Raw genomic sequence first — 13,022 nt, forward strand, 5'->3', positions numbered from 1 at the left:
CTTTCGACTTTGCACCCCTCTCCCACCGGGAGAGGGGCAGGGGTGAGGGCGTCTGAGGCTTGAGCGCGGCTTGAGGATGGAGCCAAACGCGGCGCTAAGAGTCCCTCACCCGGCGCTGCGCGCCAGCATCGAACGGGGGGAGAGGGGATAAGCGGTAAGGCGCAGCGGGCACTTTCGACTTTGCACCCCTCTCCCACCGGGAGAGGGGCAGGGGTGAGGGCGTCCGAGGCTCGAGCGCGGCTTGAGGATGGAGCCAAACGCGGCGCTGAGAGTCCCTCACCCGGCGCTGCGCGCCACCCTCTCCCGGGGGGAGGGGGGATAAGCGGGAAGGCGGGTCGGAAAACCGAAAAAGCACCGAGCTGGTCCCACCCCTCTCCCCCCGGGAGAGGGGCAGGGGTGAGGGCCTCTCAGATTCGAGCTTGCTTGGGCGCGGAGACGCCCTCACCCGGCGCTGCGCGCCGCCCTCTCCCGAGGGGAGAGGGGATTTTCCGTGACCTAGGTCCGCGATCCGTTGAGGCTCCGAGCTGGTCCCACCCCTCTCCCCCCGGGAGAGGGGCAGGGGTGAGGGCCTCGACGTTCGCGCGAACGCCGGCAGCAGGCAGGGCTTGGCGCGCACGCGCTTTCATCGCGGACTCAGACCGTCCAGGTGTGGATCATGAAAGCGTTGTCGTTGCGATGCAGCAGGATGCAGTCGAGCACGTCGAGCGGGCTGATCGGCTTGATGCCGGGAATCAGTGACGGCTCGCCGTGGCCGTACAGCGCCTGAAGCGCGAACCGGCACGCGTACACCTTGCCGCCTTCGGCCATGAACGCGGTCAGCTGGTTGGTGAAGTTCTGGTGGCCGGGGAAGGCCTCGTCACCGAGCGTGGGGAAGCCGCGCTGGATACCGAGCGTGACGCCAGGGCCGTACAGCAGGATCGAGGTTTCGAAGCCCTTACGGATCAGCCGCTTGCCCTGCAGCATGTTGACCAGGCCGATCGAGCCTTCGAACGCGACCGTGTGGAACGTGATCAGCGCTTTTTCACCGGGCTTGGCTTTGACGTCCTCGAATACCTTTTCTTCGTAATCGACGAAGAAGTCGCCCTTCTTGTGTGCGGGGGTGGTGACGGCAGGCATGTTCGACTCCGGTTCGGGTGGTGAGAGGCGGCGCCGCCGATGCGGTGCCGTTGAGCCCATCAGCGCAACCGACATGCCATTTATCGCGGCTCGCCTCCTGCGAAAATGCGATCAATAAGAGACATTGTTCAGTCGCTTGACAATTTGTTTTCCGGTGATCGAGATGATCGCAGCTTGATCGCATTTCACGGCTTGGACCCGTTGATGGCTCGTGATTGGGCCGCGTTGCGCCACCATGGGGCGGCGCGATCCGGGCTGGTGCGCAGCCGGTGGCGTCTGGGGCATAATCGCCACATTGATTGCATGTTGTGACGACTTGATCGGAGGTTGTTTGTCGAACCACATCCCTCGTTGGGCGGCGGCACTGCGAGACAGTGCGGCGCCGGCCTATGTGGCCATCGCCGACGCCATCGCCGCCGACATCCAGTCGGGGCAGCTGACCGCCAACCAGAAGCTGCCGACGCTGCGCGTACTCGCGCGCACGCTGGACCTGAACTTCACGACAGTGGCGCGCGGTTACGCCGAAGCGCAGCGGCGCGGCTTGATTGACTCACGCCCCGGCATCGGCACCGTGGTGCGCGAGGCGGTGCGTGCCGATCCGGTCAAGCGGCCGCTGGCGGCCTCGCTGATCGACATGACGATGAACATGCCGCCCGAGCCGGCCGATCCGGCACTGATCGAGCGCTTCCGCGACGGCGTCGCCAGCTTGCAGCGGCTCGACCCCTATGAGCTGCTGCGCTACCAGGAGTTCGGCGGCCATCACGAGGATCGCGATGCCGGCGTGCGCTGGCTCGGCTCGCGCTTGCCAGGCCTGACCACGCAGCGCGTGCTGGTCTGCCCCGGCGTTCAGGGCGCGCTGCTGGCCTTGTTCACGATCCTGGCGCGGGCCGGTGACACGATCGCCTGCGAGGCCGTCACCTATCCCGGCATCAAGGGCATCGCGGCGCACTTGGGCATTCGGCTGGCCGGCTTGCCGATCGACGCCGAAGGCATCGACCCGGAAGCATTCGGCGCGCTGTGCGCCGCGGATCCGCCCAAGGCGCTGTACTGCAACCCGACGCTGCTGAATCCCACGACGGCGACGATGTCGCTGGCGCGTCGACAGCAGATCGTCGAGATCGCGCGGCGCCACGCGGTGCCGATCATCGAAGACGATGCCTACGGCTTTCTGCCGTCCGACAGTCCGCCGCCGCTGGCCGCGCTCGCGCCGGAGCTGACGTTTTACGTCACCGGCTTCTCCAAGCACCTGGGCGCCGGGCTGCGCATCGGCTACTTGTGCACACCGAACGTGCGCTACACGGCGCGCGTGCAAGCCACGTTGCGGACGACGTCGGTGATGGCCTCGCCGCTGTCGGTGGCGCTGGCCACGCGCTGGATCGACGACGGCACCGTGGCCGCCGCGACGCAGGCGATCCGCGACGAGTCGCGACACCGCCAGGACATCGCCCGGCGCGTGCTGCGTCAGGCCCAGTACGTGGCCCACCCCGAAGCATTTCATCTGTGGCTGAGCGTGCCCACGCCGTGGAACCGCATCGAGTTCGCCGCGCACCTGCGCTCGCACGGTGTCGGCGTTGTCGTGTCGGACACCTTCACCGTCAGCGGCGGCGCACCCGAAGCCGTGCGCGTTTGCCTCGGCGGCTCGGCCAGCCGCGACGATTGCCAGCATTCGCTGGAAATCATCGAAGACGCCATCGAACAACACCCCGCGCTGGCCTCGCGGGTGATGTAGCGCACCGGGCCCGATAAGGAATCCAGTCATGTCATCCGACCCTGTTTCACCCAAGCTGCCGCGCTTGAGCTTCTGGCAGACCGTCTCCAGTGTGCTGGCCGCGTTCTTCGGCGTGCAGAGTTCGCGCGCGCGACAGCGCGATTTTTCGCGTGGCGACCCGTTCGCCTTCATCGTCGTCGGCGTGTTGATGACGGCCGTGTTCGTGGCCACGCTGGTGCTGGTGGTCAAGCTGATCCTGCGCGTGGCGGTGCCGGCATGAGCCGCGTCCGGATCGGTCTGCTGGCCGCAATCGGCCTGATGCTCGCTGGCACGGCCGGCGCGCAGACGCGTCAGAGCGCGCCGCACGCGCTCGACAGCATCGAGCAGCGCGTGCTGCCGTGCTCGGCCTGTCACGGCGCCGAAGGCCGCGCCACGCGCGACGGCTATTACCCGCGCATTGCCGGCAAGCCGGCGGGCTATCTGTTCAACCAGTTGCAGAACTTTCGCGACCATCGCCGCGTGAACGCCCAGATGACGTACCTCGCACAGCGTCAGCCCGATGCGTATTTGATGGAGATCGCCGAGCACTTCGCGCGGCAGGACCTGCCGTATCCGCCGCCGGAAGCGCCCCGCGTGGCCGCGGCCGCGTTGGCGCGTGGCGAGCAGTTGGTTCATCAAGGCGACACAGCGCAGCAGTTGCCGGCGTGCTCACGCTGCCATGGCGAACGGCTGACCGGTGTGGCGCCTGCAGTGCCTGGCCTGCTCGGCCTGCCCTACGACTACCTGGCCGCGCAGCTCGGGGCCTGGCGTGAAGGCACGCGCCACGCGCATCAGCCGGACTGCATGGCGGTGATCGCCGAACGCCTCAGTGCCGACGACATCGGCGCCGTCGCCGGCTGGCTCGCGGCACAGCCGATGCCGGCCGACACGCATCCGGCGGCCGCGCAGGCGGCGCCGTTGCCGATCGACTGCGGCGGCTTGGCGCCCGCGATCCAGCGGAGCGCACCATGAGCCTGAAACGCCTCGCAGCGGTCCTCGCCGCCCTGACGCTGCTGGTCATCGCCAGCGTGCTGTGGCTCGGCTTGCGCCACGACCGCAACACGGCGGGCAGCAGCCCGCTGCAGATCGAGGCCGCCAGCCCGGTCGAGCGCGGCCGTTATCTGGCCACGCTCGGCAACTGCCGCGCCTGCCACACGCAGCCCGGCGGCGCCGACTATGCGGGCGGGCACATGATCCCGACACCGTTTGGTCAGTTCTTTGCGCCGAACATCACGCCCGATGCCGACACCGGCATCGGCCGCTGGACGGCCGACGACTTCTGGGCCGCGCTGCACGAGGGTCGCTCACGCAACGGCAAGCTGCTGTATCCGGTGTTTCCGTACACCAACTACACGCGGATGACGCGTGACGACAGCGATGCGCTGTTCGCCTACCTGCGCACGCTCGCGCCGGTGCAGCAGGCATCGCGCGAACACGAGCTGCGCTTTCCGTTCAACCTGCGCGTGATGCTGATCGGCTGGCGCGCGCTGTTCTTCCGTCCGGCCGTGTTCCAGCCGGCTGCGGATCAGGATGCAGCCTGGAATCGTGGTGCGTATCTGGTGCAGGGGCTGACGCACTGCAGTGCCTGCCACGAAGCGCGCAATGCGCTGGGCGGCACGCAGGCGCGCAACAACCCGGCCGGCGGCTTGGTGCTGGACTGGTATGCGCCGGTGCTCAGTGCCGCTGCCGAGGCCGGCGTGCAGGACTGGCCGATCGAGCAGATCGAAGCGCTGCTGGCCGTCGGCAAAGCCGATCGCGCCTCGACGTTGGGGCCGATGGCCGAAGTCGTCTACGAAAGCCTGCAGCACGGTCGGCCCGAGGATATGCACGCGATGGCGGTGTACTTGAAGTCGATCCCGCAAACGCCGGAGCCGGACCGCGAGCCGGCGCCGCGCGTGCTGCCCGGCGACCTGCAAAAGGTTCGCGCCTCGGGCGAGAAGCTCTATGGCGAGCACTGCGCGCAATGCCACGGCGACGACGGCCTCGGCCGTGCGCCCGCCGCACCGGCCTTGGCCGGCAACCGCGCGGTAACGATGGACTCGGCGGTCAATCCGATCCGCGTCGTGCTGTTCGGTGGCTACGCGCCCGGCACGGCCGGCAACCCGCGGCCGTTCGGCATGCCGCCGTATTCGGCGGCGCTGAGCAAGCAGGAGATCGCCGACGTGCTGACCTACGTCCGCACGTCCTGGGGCAATGACGCGCGCTCGATCACCGCGGTCGAAGTGCAGCGCCACGCCAGCGGGCCGCTGTGGTGAGCGCCGGCTGGCGCCGTCGCCGCAGCGACAGCAGCAACAGCGAACCTCAGCCGAACACCACCATGTTCTGGCGGCTGAGCATCGCTGGCGATCCGTCGGGCGCCCAGATCATCGCGGTCTGGCTGGTGTAGCCGTCGGCGGCGGCGAGTACTTCGGCGTCGAAGCGCCAGCCTTGCAGCGGCAGATGGTCGTAGCGGTCGGCGAGGAACTCCAGCATCCAGGTCATTGAGCTGCCCGGCGCCGGCTTTTTCAGCAGCGTGATCGCCAGCGGCGGAATGCTGTCGGCCAGCGTGGGCAGATGCAGTTCGCTGGTCGTGCCGGCCTGCTTGAAGCCGACCTCGATCACTGCCTTGGCTTGCGTGGCGCCGCTGTAGGGCAGGCCGCCGACGATCCAGCGCATGTCGAAGTGCTGCAGGAACGCCGGCGTCAGGCCGGGGATGTACGGCAGCAGCAGCGGCTTGCGTTCGCTGACCACCGCCGGTTGTTCGGGGCGGATCTGGATCGTCGACGTCCGCGACGCGCCGAAAATGCCGACGACGACGCACAGCACTTGTTCGCCGTCGTATAGCCGCGCCTCGACGTGCTGGGTGTTCTTGCCGGCGCGCAGCACCTGGGCGCGGACGCCGATCACGCCCTGCGGCACTGGCGCCAGGAACGTCACCTGCAGCACGCGCAGCGGCAGCTCGGCGACCAGGGCGCGCATCGCCTTGAGCGCCAAGCTCACTTGCAGACCGCCGAAGGCGCTGCGGCCTTGCAGCCAGTCTTCGGTCACGGTGGCCGTCCAGCCCGCGGCATCGGGTTGTTGCAGCGCGAGCAGCTCGTCGAAATGCATCGGGTGACTCCGTAAACAGGCGGCCGAACAACGGCCGAAAGGGCCGGTAGCAGCGGTTGCGACGCTGATTGGCCGGGGGGGCGGTGCTTGTTACTATAACGACGCTCTCACAGCCGATGGCCCGCCGCGCGGGCCATTCGCATTTGTGGGGCTGGTTCGGCGCATCCTTCTGCGCCCTGACAGAGGTATCGAGAGGTATTCACCATGCAGGTAAGCCGCAAGACCTTCGACGAGGTCATGGTTCCCAACTACGCACCCTCCGACATCGTGCCCGTGCGCGGACTCGGTTCGCGACTGTGGGACCAGCAAGGCCGTGAATACCTGGACTTCGCGTGTGGCATCGCGGTCACCGGACTCGGCCACTGCCATCCGGCCTTGATCGCGGCGCTGCACGAACAAGCGGGCCAGCTGTGGCATGTGTCGAACGTGATGACCAACGAGCCGGCGCTGAAGCTGGCCAGCCGTCTGGTCGAGCTGACGTTCGCCGACCGCGTGTTCTTCTGCAATTCCGGCGCCGAGGCCAACGAAGCCGCGTTCAAGCTGGCGCGGCGTCATGCGTCTGTGAAGTACGGCGCCCACAAGAACCAGATCATCTCGTTCTACAACGCGTTCCACGGCCGCACCCTGTTTACCGTGTCGGTCGGCGGGCAAGCCAAGTACACGCAGGGCTTCGAGCCGCTGCCGGGTGGCATCACGCATCTGCCGTTCAACGACCTGGCGGCACTGGAAGCGGCCGTCGGCGAACAGACCTGCGCCGTCGTCATCGAGCCAGTGCAGGGCGAGGGCGGCATCATGCCGGCGACGCCGGAATTCATCGCGCTGGCGCGTCAGCTGTGCGATCGCCACGGCGCGCTGCTGGTGTTCGACGAAGTGCAGAGCGGCAACGGGCGTTCCGGCACGCTGTACGCGCATGAGCAGTACGGCGTCACGCCCGACGTGCTGACCACGGCCAAGGGCTTGGGCGGCGGGTTTCCGATCGGCGCGATGCTGGCGACCGCCGACGCGGCAGCGAGTCTGGCGTTCGGCACGCACGGTTCGACCTACGGCGGCAATGCGCTGGCGTGCGCGGTCGGTTTGGCAGCGCTCGAAGCGCTGGTCGACCCAGCGCTGATGGCCAATGTCCGTGCCCGCTCGGCGCAGCTGCGCGAGGGCTTGGGTGTGCTGGCAGCCGAACACGGCTTGTTCACCGGATCGCGCGGCATGGGCCTGCTGATGGGCGCGCCGCTGAGCGACCCCTGGAAAGGCCGCGCCAAGGACATCGTCAACGCCGCGATGCGGCACGGGCTCTGGGTGCTGGTCGCGGGCCCCGACGTGCTGCGCATGGCGCCGCCGTTGAACATCAGCGAGGCCGATATGGCCGAAGGCTTGCGCCGTCTTGGCCTGGCTTGCGCGGAGCTGGCGCAGGCCGGTTGATCCGGCGTGATCGGGTCTGCCGTTACGGCTGTTAGCATGGACGCGCCGCGATCGCGGCGCTGATCCGGACCGACCTTGGCCCCGCCCGACACCGCTCGCGACACCGACATCGACGCTGCCGCCGCGCAGCTCGGTGAGGCGCAGCGCACGCAGGTGCAAGCCGCGTTGTCGGGCGTGTCGGCGATCCGTCTCGACGACTATCGCCGCCATACCGTGATGCGTCATCTGCAGACGCGGATGCGCGCCTGCGAGATCGACGACCTGAGCGCCTATGTCGCACTGCTGGCGCAGGACACGCGCGAAGCCGCGGCCCTGGCCCGCGAAATCCTCGACGCCAGCACCGTGCTGTTTCGCGATCCGGAGGCTTACGCCAGCCTGTCGCGCTGCCTGCCGGTGCTGCTCGATGCCTCGCCGCAGCCGCGCGTCTGGGTGCCGGCCTGCGGTGGCGGCGAGGACGCGCTGTCGATCGCGATGCTGCTGGCCGAGGCGCAGGCGGCGATCGAGGCACCGCAGCGCTTCGACATCGTCGCCACCGATGTCGACGAGGCGATGTTGCAGCGGGCGCGCGAGGGCGGCTTCGGTCTCGGTGCGGCGGCCGCAGTACCGTCGCTGCTGAGTCAGCGCTATCTGCGCATTGCCAACGGCCTGGCGCAGGTCCATCCGCTGCTGGTCGAGCAATGCCGCTTCGTTTGCCAAGCTCTGTCCGACCCGGCGCCGGCCGGGCCGTTCGACTTGATCGACAGCCGCAATCTGGTCGGCACGCTGCAGATGCCGATGCAGCGCCGCGTGCTGGAGCAATTCCGCGACGCGCTGCGTCCCGGCGGCTATCTGTTGGTCGGACGCGATCAGGCGATGGCCGCGCATTCGGATCTGTTTCAGCGGCGCGGCACGCTGCCCGGTATCTACGAACGGGTCGAGCCGCCGGTGCAGCCGGGTGATTTTCCGGCCGATGCGTATCGCGCTGCGCTGCTGCGGTCGACCACGCCGGGCGCGGTGCTCGATGCGCGCGGCCGCATCCTGGAGGTCAACCCGACGCTGCTGCGTTTGAGTGGCCGTCCGGCCGACGAGTTGGCCGGGCAGCCGGCGACGATGTTGCTGCCACCGGCTGATGGCGAGCGGCTGACCGCATCGCTGGCGTCGCTGGCGGCTGGCGAGCGCGTGCAGATCGATGCGCCGCTGCGCACGCCAGGGGCCTTGCTGCCGGCGCAACTGCTACTGAGCCGTTGGCAGTCGGGGCCGCTGGCCTTGGTGCTCGCCGAATGGCGGCTGTCGGCGCTGCCGGCTGCTGCCGAGTCGCGCAAGTCGGCCGTGGTGCTCGACGCCAGCCTCAAGCTGATGAGCGAAAGCCTGATCGTCGTCGACACGGCGGGCCGCATTCTCGAATTCAATCGCAGTGCCGAGCGGCTGCTGGGCTGGCCACGCGAACAGGCGATCGGCCTGTCGTATGCCAGCGTGCTGCGACTGGTCGGCGTCGGCGGCAGCAGTGCGCTGACCCATCCGGTCGAGCGTTGCCTCGCCACCGCGGACCTGCAGGTCCGAGCCGAAGCGCATCAACTGCTGAGCCGTGACGGACGCCGGCTGAGAATCAAGCTCAGCTACTCGACGCTGATCGCCGAGGGCCTGATCGCGGGTGCTTTGCTGTTGCTCGAAGACACCACTGAGCAAACCTTGCTGGCCGACGAGCTGGAATACCGCAGCTCGCACGACGCGCTGACCGGCTTGTACAACCGCGGCGAATTTGAGCGGCGCATCGCACTGGCGCTGACCGAGGCGCGCAGCGGCGCTGCGCTGCGGCTGCTGTGCTACGTCGATGTCGATCAGTTCAAGGTCATCAACGACACGCTCGGTCACTACGCTGGCGATGAACTGCTGCGTCAGCTCGCGGCGCTGTTTCGCGCGCACCTGGGTCCGCCGGATTCGCTGGCGCGGCTGGGTGGCGACGAGTTCGGCATCTTGCTCGGTGACGTCGGCGGCGAGCGGGGGCGCGTGCTGGTCGATACGCTGCTCAACGCGGTGCGCGAATTCCGATTCATCTGGGAGGGCAAGTCATACGCGATCACCGTCAGCATCGGCGTCGCCGAGATCGACGATGCCAGCGGCGATATCGTCAGCACGCTGGCCGATGCCGACGCCGCCTGTTACTCGGCCAAGGACGGTGGTCGTGATCGCGCCCGTTGGGTGTCGGACGGTCACGTCGAGATTCGCGCCCGCCACGCCGAAATGACGATGGTCGGCCGCATCGGCAAGGCGCTCGATGAAGGCCGCTTCCTGCTGTACTACGAAGATGTGGTCGGCACCGATGCCACGCATCAAGTGTTCTACCGCGAACTGTTGGTGCGGATGCGCGGCGACGATGGCCGCTTGGTGCAGCCCGCCGATTTCATCGCCGCTGCGGAGCGCTACTACCTGATGTCCGCACTCGATCGCTGGGTTATCGGTGCCGCGCTGGCCGGTATCGCGCAGCTGCCGGCCGACGGTGTCATCTACGCGATCAACATCTCCGGCATGTCGCTGTCGGACGATCAGTTTCTCGGCCACGTCACACGCTTGATCGAGCACACGGGCGTGGCGCCGGAACGCATCTGCTTCGAAATCACCGAGACCGCCGCGATCTCGCATCTGTCGGAAGCGGTGCGATTCATCACGCATCTGGCGGATCTGGGCTGCCGTTTCGCGCTGGACGATTTCGGTGCCGGCATGGCGTCGTTCTCGTACCTGAAGAACCTGCCGGTGCAGTTCGTCAAGATCGACGGCGGCTTCGTCCGCAGCATGCAGGGCAGCCCGGTCGATCGCGGCATGGTCGAGGCGATCAACCGCATCGGCCATGACATGGGCCTGTGCACGATCGCCGAGCACGTCGAAGATCATGCAGCGCTGCAACTGCTGGCGACGATCGGCGTCGACTGGGTGCAGGGCAAGGTCATCGGCGAAGGCCGGCCGTTCGACGAGTTGCTCGCGGCGACCACGACGGCCGCGACCTGAGCATGACCGCGGTCGGGCGCTTTGCGTTGGTCGCCAGCCTGCTGTGCGTGCTGCATGCCGTTGCGGCGCCGGCCGCGTCGATGCCACCCCGCGCAATGCTGCGTGTCGACGACGTGCAGGGCACGGTCGAGCATTGGCGCGCCGATCAACGGCAGCGCCTGACGCCCGGCATGTCGCTGCAGACCGACGATATCGTCCACGTCGATGATCGCGGGGGCGCCAGTCTGCAACTGGGCCGACACGGCCGCCTCGAACTGGGCGCCGGCAGCGAGTTGATGGTCGAGCGCATTCCGTTCGCCGGCTATGCCGACGACTTGCGCACCGTGCTGCGTCTGCGCAGCGGTTATCTGCGCGTGGTGTGGAAGCAGCCGTCGCTCGACATCCAGTGGCCGCTGTTCGTCTACCTCGGTGACGACCGCGCCAACCTGCTTAGCGGCGAATACTTCTTCCAAGTGGCAGCGGGAATCAGCGCGGTTTGCGTGGCAGAGGGCGGCGCGGCGCTGGCCGGTGGCAGCCGTGACGGCGATCAGGCGCTGGAGCCGGGCCGTTGTTATGCGCTGGTGGCCGGACTGTCGCCGTCAGGCCGCGAACGTGATCCGTCCGATTGGGTCGCCGTACGCCAGTCGCGCCAGCTGACCCCGGCGCTGTGGAGTCGCGATCCGAGTGCAAGCAGCAGCTGGACGCTCAGTGGCGCGCTGTTGCCGGACCGCGAACAGGCCGATCAAGCCTGGCGCCGGCTCAAGGATGCCGGCTACGTCGGCGTGATTGCGCCAGCCGACGTCGATGGCCGCACCTGGTATCGCATTGAGTTACCGAATCTGGGCAGCCGCGATGAGGCCGATGCGATGGCAGCGCGGCTCAAGGCCGCCGGCTTCGAGCAGATCTGGGTGTTGCAGCGCTAGCTGCCGAGGCGCCCGCGCAGCTGGTACAGCGCCACCTCGGCAAACAGGTTCGGCGCCAGACGGATCGACCAGCCTTCGCGGTGCGCGCGGTTCAGCAGGCGGCGCTCGCGGACGCGCCAGCCGCGTGCGGCGCACAGCGCGTCGAAATCAGCGACCGTACAAAGATGGATGTTGGACGTGTCGTACCACGCCGCCGGCAGCGTCTTGGTCACTGGCATGTGGCCACTCAGCAGCGCTTGCCGCACCCGCCAGTGACCGAAGTTGGGGAATGTGACGATGGCGCTGCGGCCGACGCGAAGAATCTCTTCGATCGCCTCGTCAGGGCGCTGCAGCGCCTGCAAGGTTTGCGTCAGCAACACGTAGTCGAACGAGCCGGTTTCGAAGTCGCGCAAGCCGTCGTCGAGGTCGGCCTGAATCACATTGACGCCGCGCGCGATGCAAGCCGCCACGTTGGCCGTGTCGATCTCCAGACCATAGCCGTGGACGCCGCGATGCTGCGCCAGATAATCGAGCAGCTTGCCGTCGCCGCAGCCCAGGTCGAGCACGCGTGAGCCCGGCTTGATCCAGCCGGCGATCAGCTGCAGATCGGGTCGCAGCCCGATGCCAGTGTCCAGATCGAGGTTTGCGCTCATGCCCCCACCTCGTCGGCGACGCGCGACAGATAGTGGCGCAGCATCAAGTGGTAATCCGGCAGCGGCATCAGGAAGTCGTCATGGCCGAGCGAGGAGTCGATCAGCGCGTACGACACCGGGCGTCCGGCGTCGACCAGCGCCTTGACGATTTCGCGCGAGCGCGCCGGCGAAAACCGCCAGTCGCTGGAGAACGCGATGACCAGGAAGCGCGCTTGCGCCTGGCGGAATGCAGCCACCAGTGAATCGTCGTAGTCGCGCGCCGGATCGAAGTAATCCAGCGCCTTGGTCATCAGCAGATAGGTGTTGGCGTCGAAGCGGTCGACGAAGCTTTCGCCCTGGTAGCGAAGATAGCTTTCGACTTCGAACTCGACGTCGAAGTTGAACGACGGCTGCGGCGCCTTGAGATCGTTGCCGAACTTGGCACGCATCGCGGCATCGGACAGATACGTGATGTGCCCCAGCATCCGCGCCAAGCGCAAGCCACGGCCCGGCACGACGCCGTGCTCGTAGTAGCGGCCGCCATGGAAGTCGGGATCGGACAAGATCGCCTGGCGTGCGATCTCGTTGAACGCGATGTTCTGCGCCGAAATCTGCGGCGCCGAGGCAATGACCACCGCATGGCGCACGCGCGTCGGCAGATCGATGGCCCACTGCATGACCTGCATGCCGCCCAGCGAGCCGCCGATCACGGCCGCCCATTGCTGGATGCCGAGTTTCGTGGCCAGCAAGCTTTGCGAGCGCACCCAGTCGCGCACCGTCAGCAGCGGAAAGTCCGGCCCCCAGACGCGACCGGTTTCAGGATCGACGGTGTTGGGGCCGGTGGAACCACGGCAGCCGCCGAGGTTGTTCAAGCTGACGACGTAGAAGCGGTTGGTGTCGATCGGCTTGCCGGGGCCGATGCAGTTGTCCCACCAGCCGGGCTTGCGCTCGTCGCCGTGATAGCCGGCCGCGTGGTGGTCGCCCGACAGCGCATGGCAGATCAGCACCGCGTTGCTGCGCGCGGCATTGAGCTGGCCGTAGGTCTCGACGATCAGCTGGTGGCGGCGCAGCAGCCGCCCGCAGTCGAGGATCAGCGGGACGTCGATGTCGACGACCTGCGGTACGACGATGCCGACCGATCCGCCGGCGCCCGATTCCTGCATC

General features: G+C 67.7%; 11 protein-coding genes. 7 read left to right on the forward strand and 4 right to left on the reverse strand.

Going from position 1 to position 13,022, the window contains the following annotated elements:
- Positions 1-633: 633 nt before the first annotated feature.
- A complete protein-coding gene (locus BUB09_RS14825) occupies positions 634-1,116 on the reverse strand; it encodes an MSMEG_0572/Sll0783 family nitrogen starvation response protein (RefSeq protein WP_072898789.1) in 483 nt (160 codons plus the stop codon).
- 331 nt (positions 1,117-1,447) lie between these two features.
- Here BUB09_RS14825 and BUB09_RS14830 point away from each other — a divergent pair, with 331 nt between their 5' ends.
- The 4 genes from BUB09_RS14830 to BUB09_RS14845 are packed head-to-tail and all read left to right on the forward strand — an operon-like array spanning position 1,448 to position 5,118.
- Positions 1,448-2,845 (forward strand): aminotransferase-like domain-containing protein, encoded by a 1,398-nt coding sequence (locus BUB09_RS14830; RefSeq protein WP_245793303.1) that lies wholly within the window; start codon positions 1,448-1,450, stop codon positions 2,843-2,845.
- Between the two features lie 28 nt (positions 2,846-2,873).
- The gene (locus BUB09_RS14835) at positions 2,874-3,104 is read left to right on the forward strand and encodes a DUF2970 domain-containing protein (protein WP_072898791.1); all 231 of its coding nucleotides are present in this window, start codon (positions 2,874-2,876) and stop codon (positions 3,102-3,104) included.
- Positions 3,101-3,835, forward strand: coding sequence for a c-type cytochrome (locus tag BUB09_RS14840; RefSeq protein ID WP_072898793.1), 735 nt, complete (start codon positions 3,101-3,103; stop codon positions 3,833-3,835). Before BUB09_RS14835 ends, BUB09_RS14840 begins: the two co-directional genes overlap by 4 nt.
- Positions 3,832-5,118, forward strand: a complete 1,287-nt coding sequence (locus BUB09_RS14845; protein ID WP_072898795.1) for a c-type cytochrome — start codon at positions 3,832-3,834, stop codon at positions 5,116-5,118. Before BUB09_RS14840 ends, BUB09_RS14845 begins: the two co-directional genes overlap by 4 nt.
- 46 nt (positions 5,119-5,164) lie before the next feature.
- On the opposite strand, the gene BUB09_RS14850 is transcribed toward BUB09_RS14845, so the two are convergent.
- Positions 5,165-5,950 (reverse strand): acyl-CoA thioesterase, encoded by a 786-nt coding sequence (locus tag BUB09_RS14850; RefSeq protein WP_072898797.1) that lies wholly within the window; start codon positions 5,948-5,950, stop codon positions 5,165-5,167.
- 204 nt (positions 5,951-6,154) lie between these two features.
- On the opposite strand from BUB09_RS14850, the gene BUB09_RS14855 reads away from it, so the two are divergent.
- The 3 genes from BUB09_RS14855 to BUB09_RS14865 all read left to right on the forward strand — a co-directional run bounded on the left by BUB09_RS14855 (position 6,155) and on the right by BUB09_RS14865 (position 11,247).
- Positions 6,155-7,363: an acetylornithine/succinyldiaminopimelate transaminase gene (locus tag BUB09_RS14855; RefSeq protein WP_072898799.1), complete on the forward strand. Its 1,209-nt coding sequence runs from the start codon at positions 6,155-6,157 to the stop codon at positions 7,361-7,363.
- Between the two features lie 75 nt (positions 7,364-7,438).
- Positions 7,439-10,345 (forward strand): EAL domain-containing protein, encoded by a 2,907-nt coding sequence (locus BUB09_RS14860; RefSeq protein ID WP_072898801.1) that lies wholly within the window; start codon positions 7,439-7,441, stop codon positions 10,343-10,345.
- A gap of 2 nt (positions 10,346-10,347) precedes the next feature.
- A complete protein-coding gene (locus tag BUB09_RS14865) occupies positions 10,348-11,247 on the forward strand; it encodes an SPOR domain-containing protein (protein WP_072898803.1) in 900 nt (299 codons plus the stop codon).
- Here the strand turns inward: BUB09_RS14865 and metW are convergent.
- Both metW and metX read right to left on the reverse strand, forming a co-directional pair.
- Positions 11,244-11,879 carry a methionine biosynthesis protein MetW gene (metW, locus tag BUB09_RS14870; protein ID WP_072898805.1) on the reverse strand — a complete coding sequence of 212 codons (636 nt, stop codon included), beginning with the start codon at positions 11,877-11,879 and terminating at the stop codon, positions 11,244-11,246. The two genes, BUB09_RS14865 and metW, sit on opposite strands and share 4 nt — an antisense overlap.
- On the reverse strand, positions 11,876-13,021 hold the full coding sequence (metX, locus tag BUB09_RS14875; protein ID WP_072898807.1) for a homoserine O-succinyltransferase MetX: 1,146 nt from the start codon (positions 13,019-13,021) through the stop codon (positions 11,876-11,878). Before metX ends, metW begins: the two co-directional genes overlap by 4 nt.
- Position 13,022: the final 1 nt, after the last annotated feature.

This window comes from Hydrocarboniphaga daqingensis (assembly GCF_900129825.1).
Taxonomy (GTDB): domain Bacteria; phylum Pseudomonadota; class Gammaproteobacteria; order Nevskiales; family Nevskiaceae; genus Hydrocarboniphaga; species Hydrocarboniphaga daqingensis.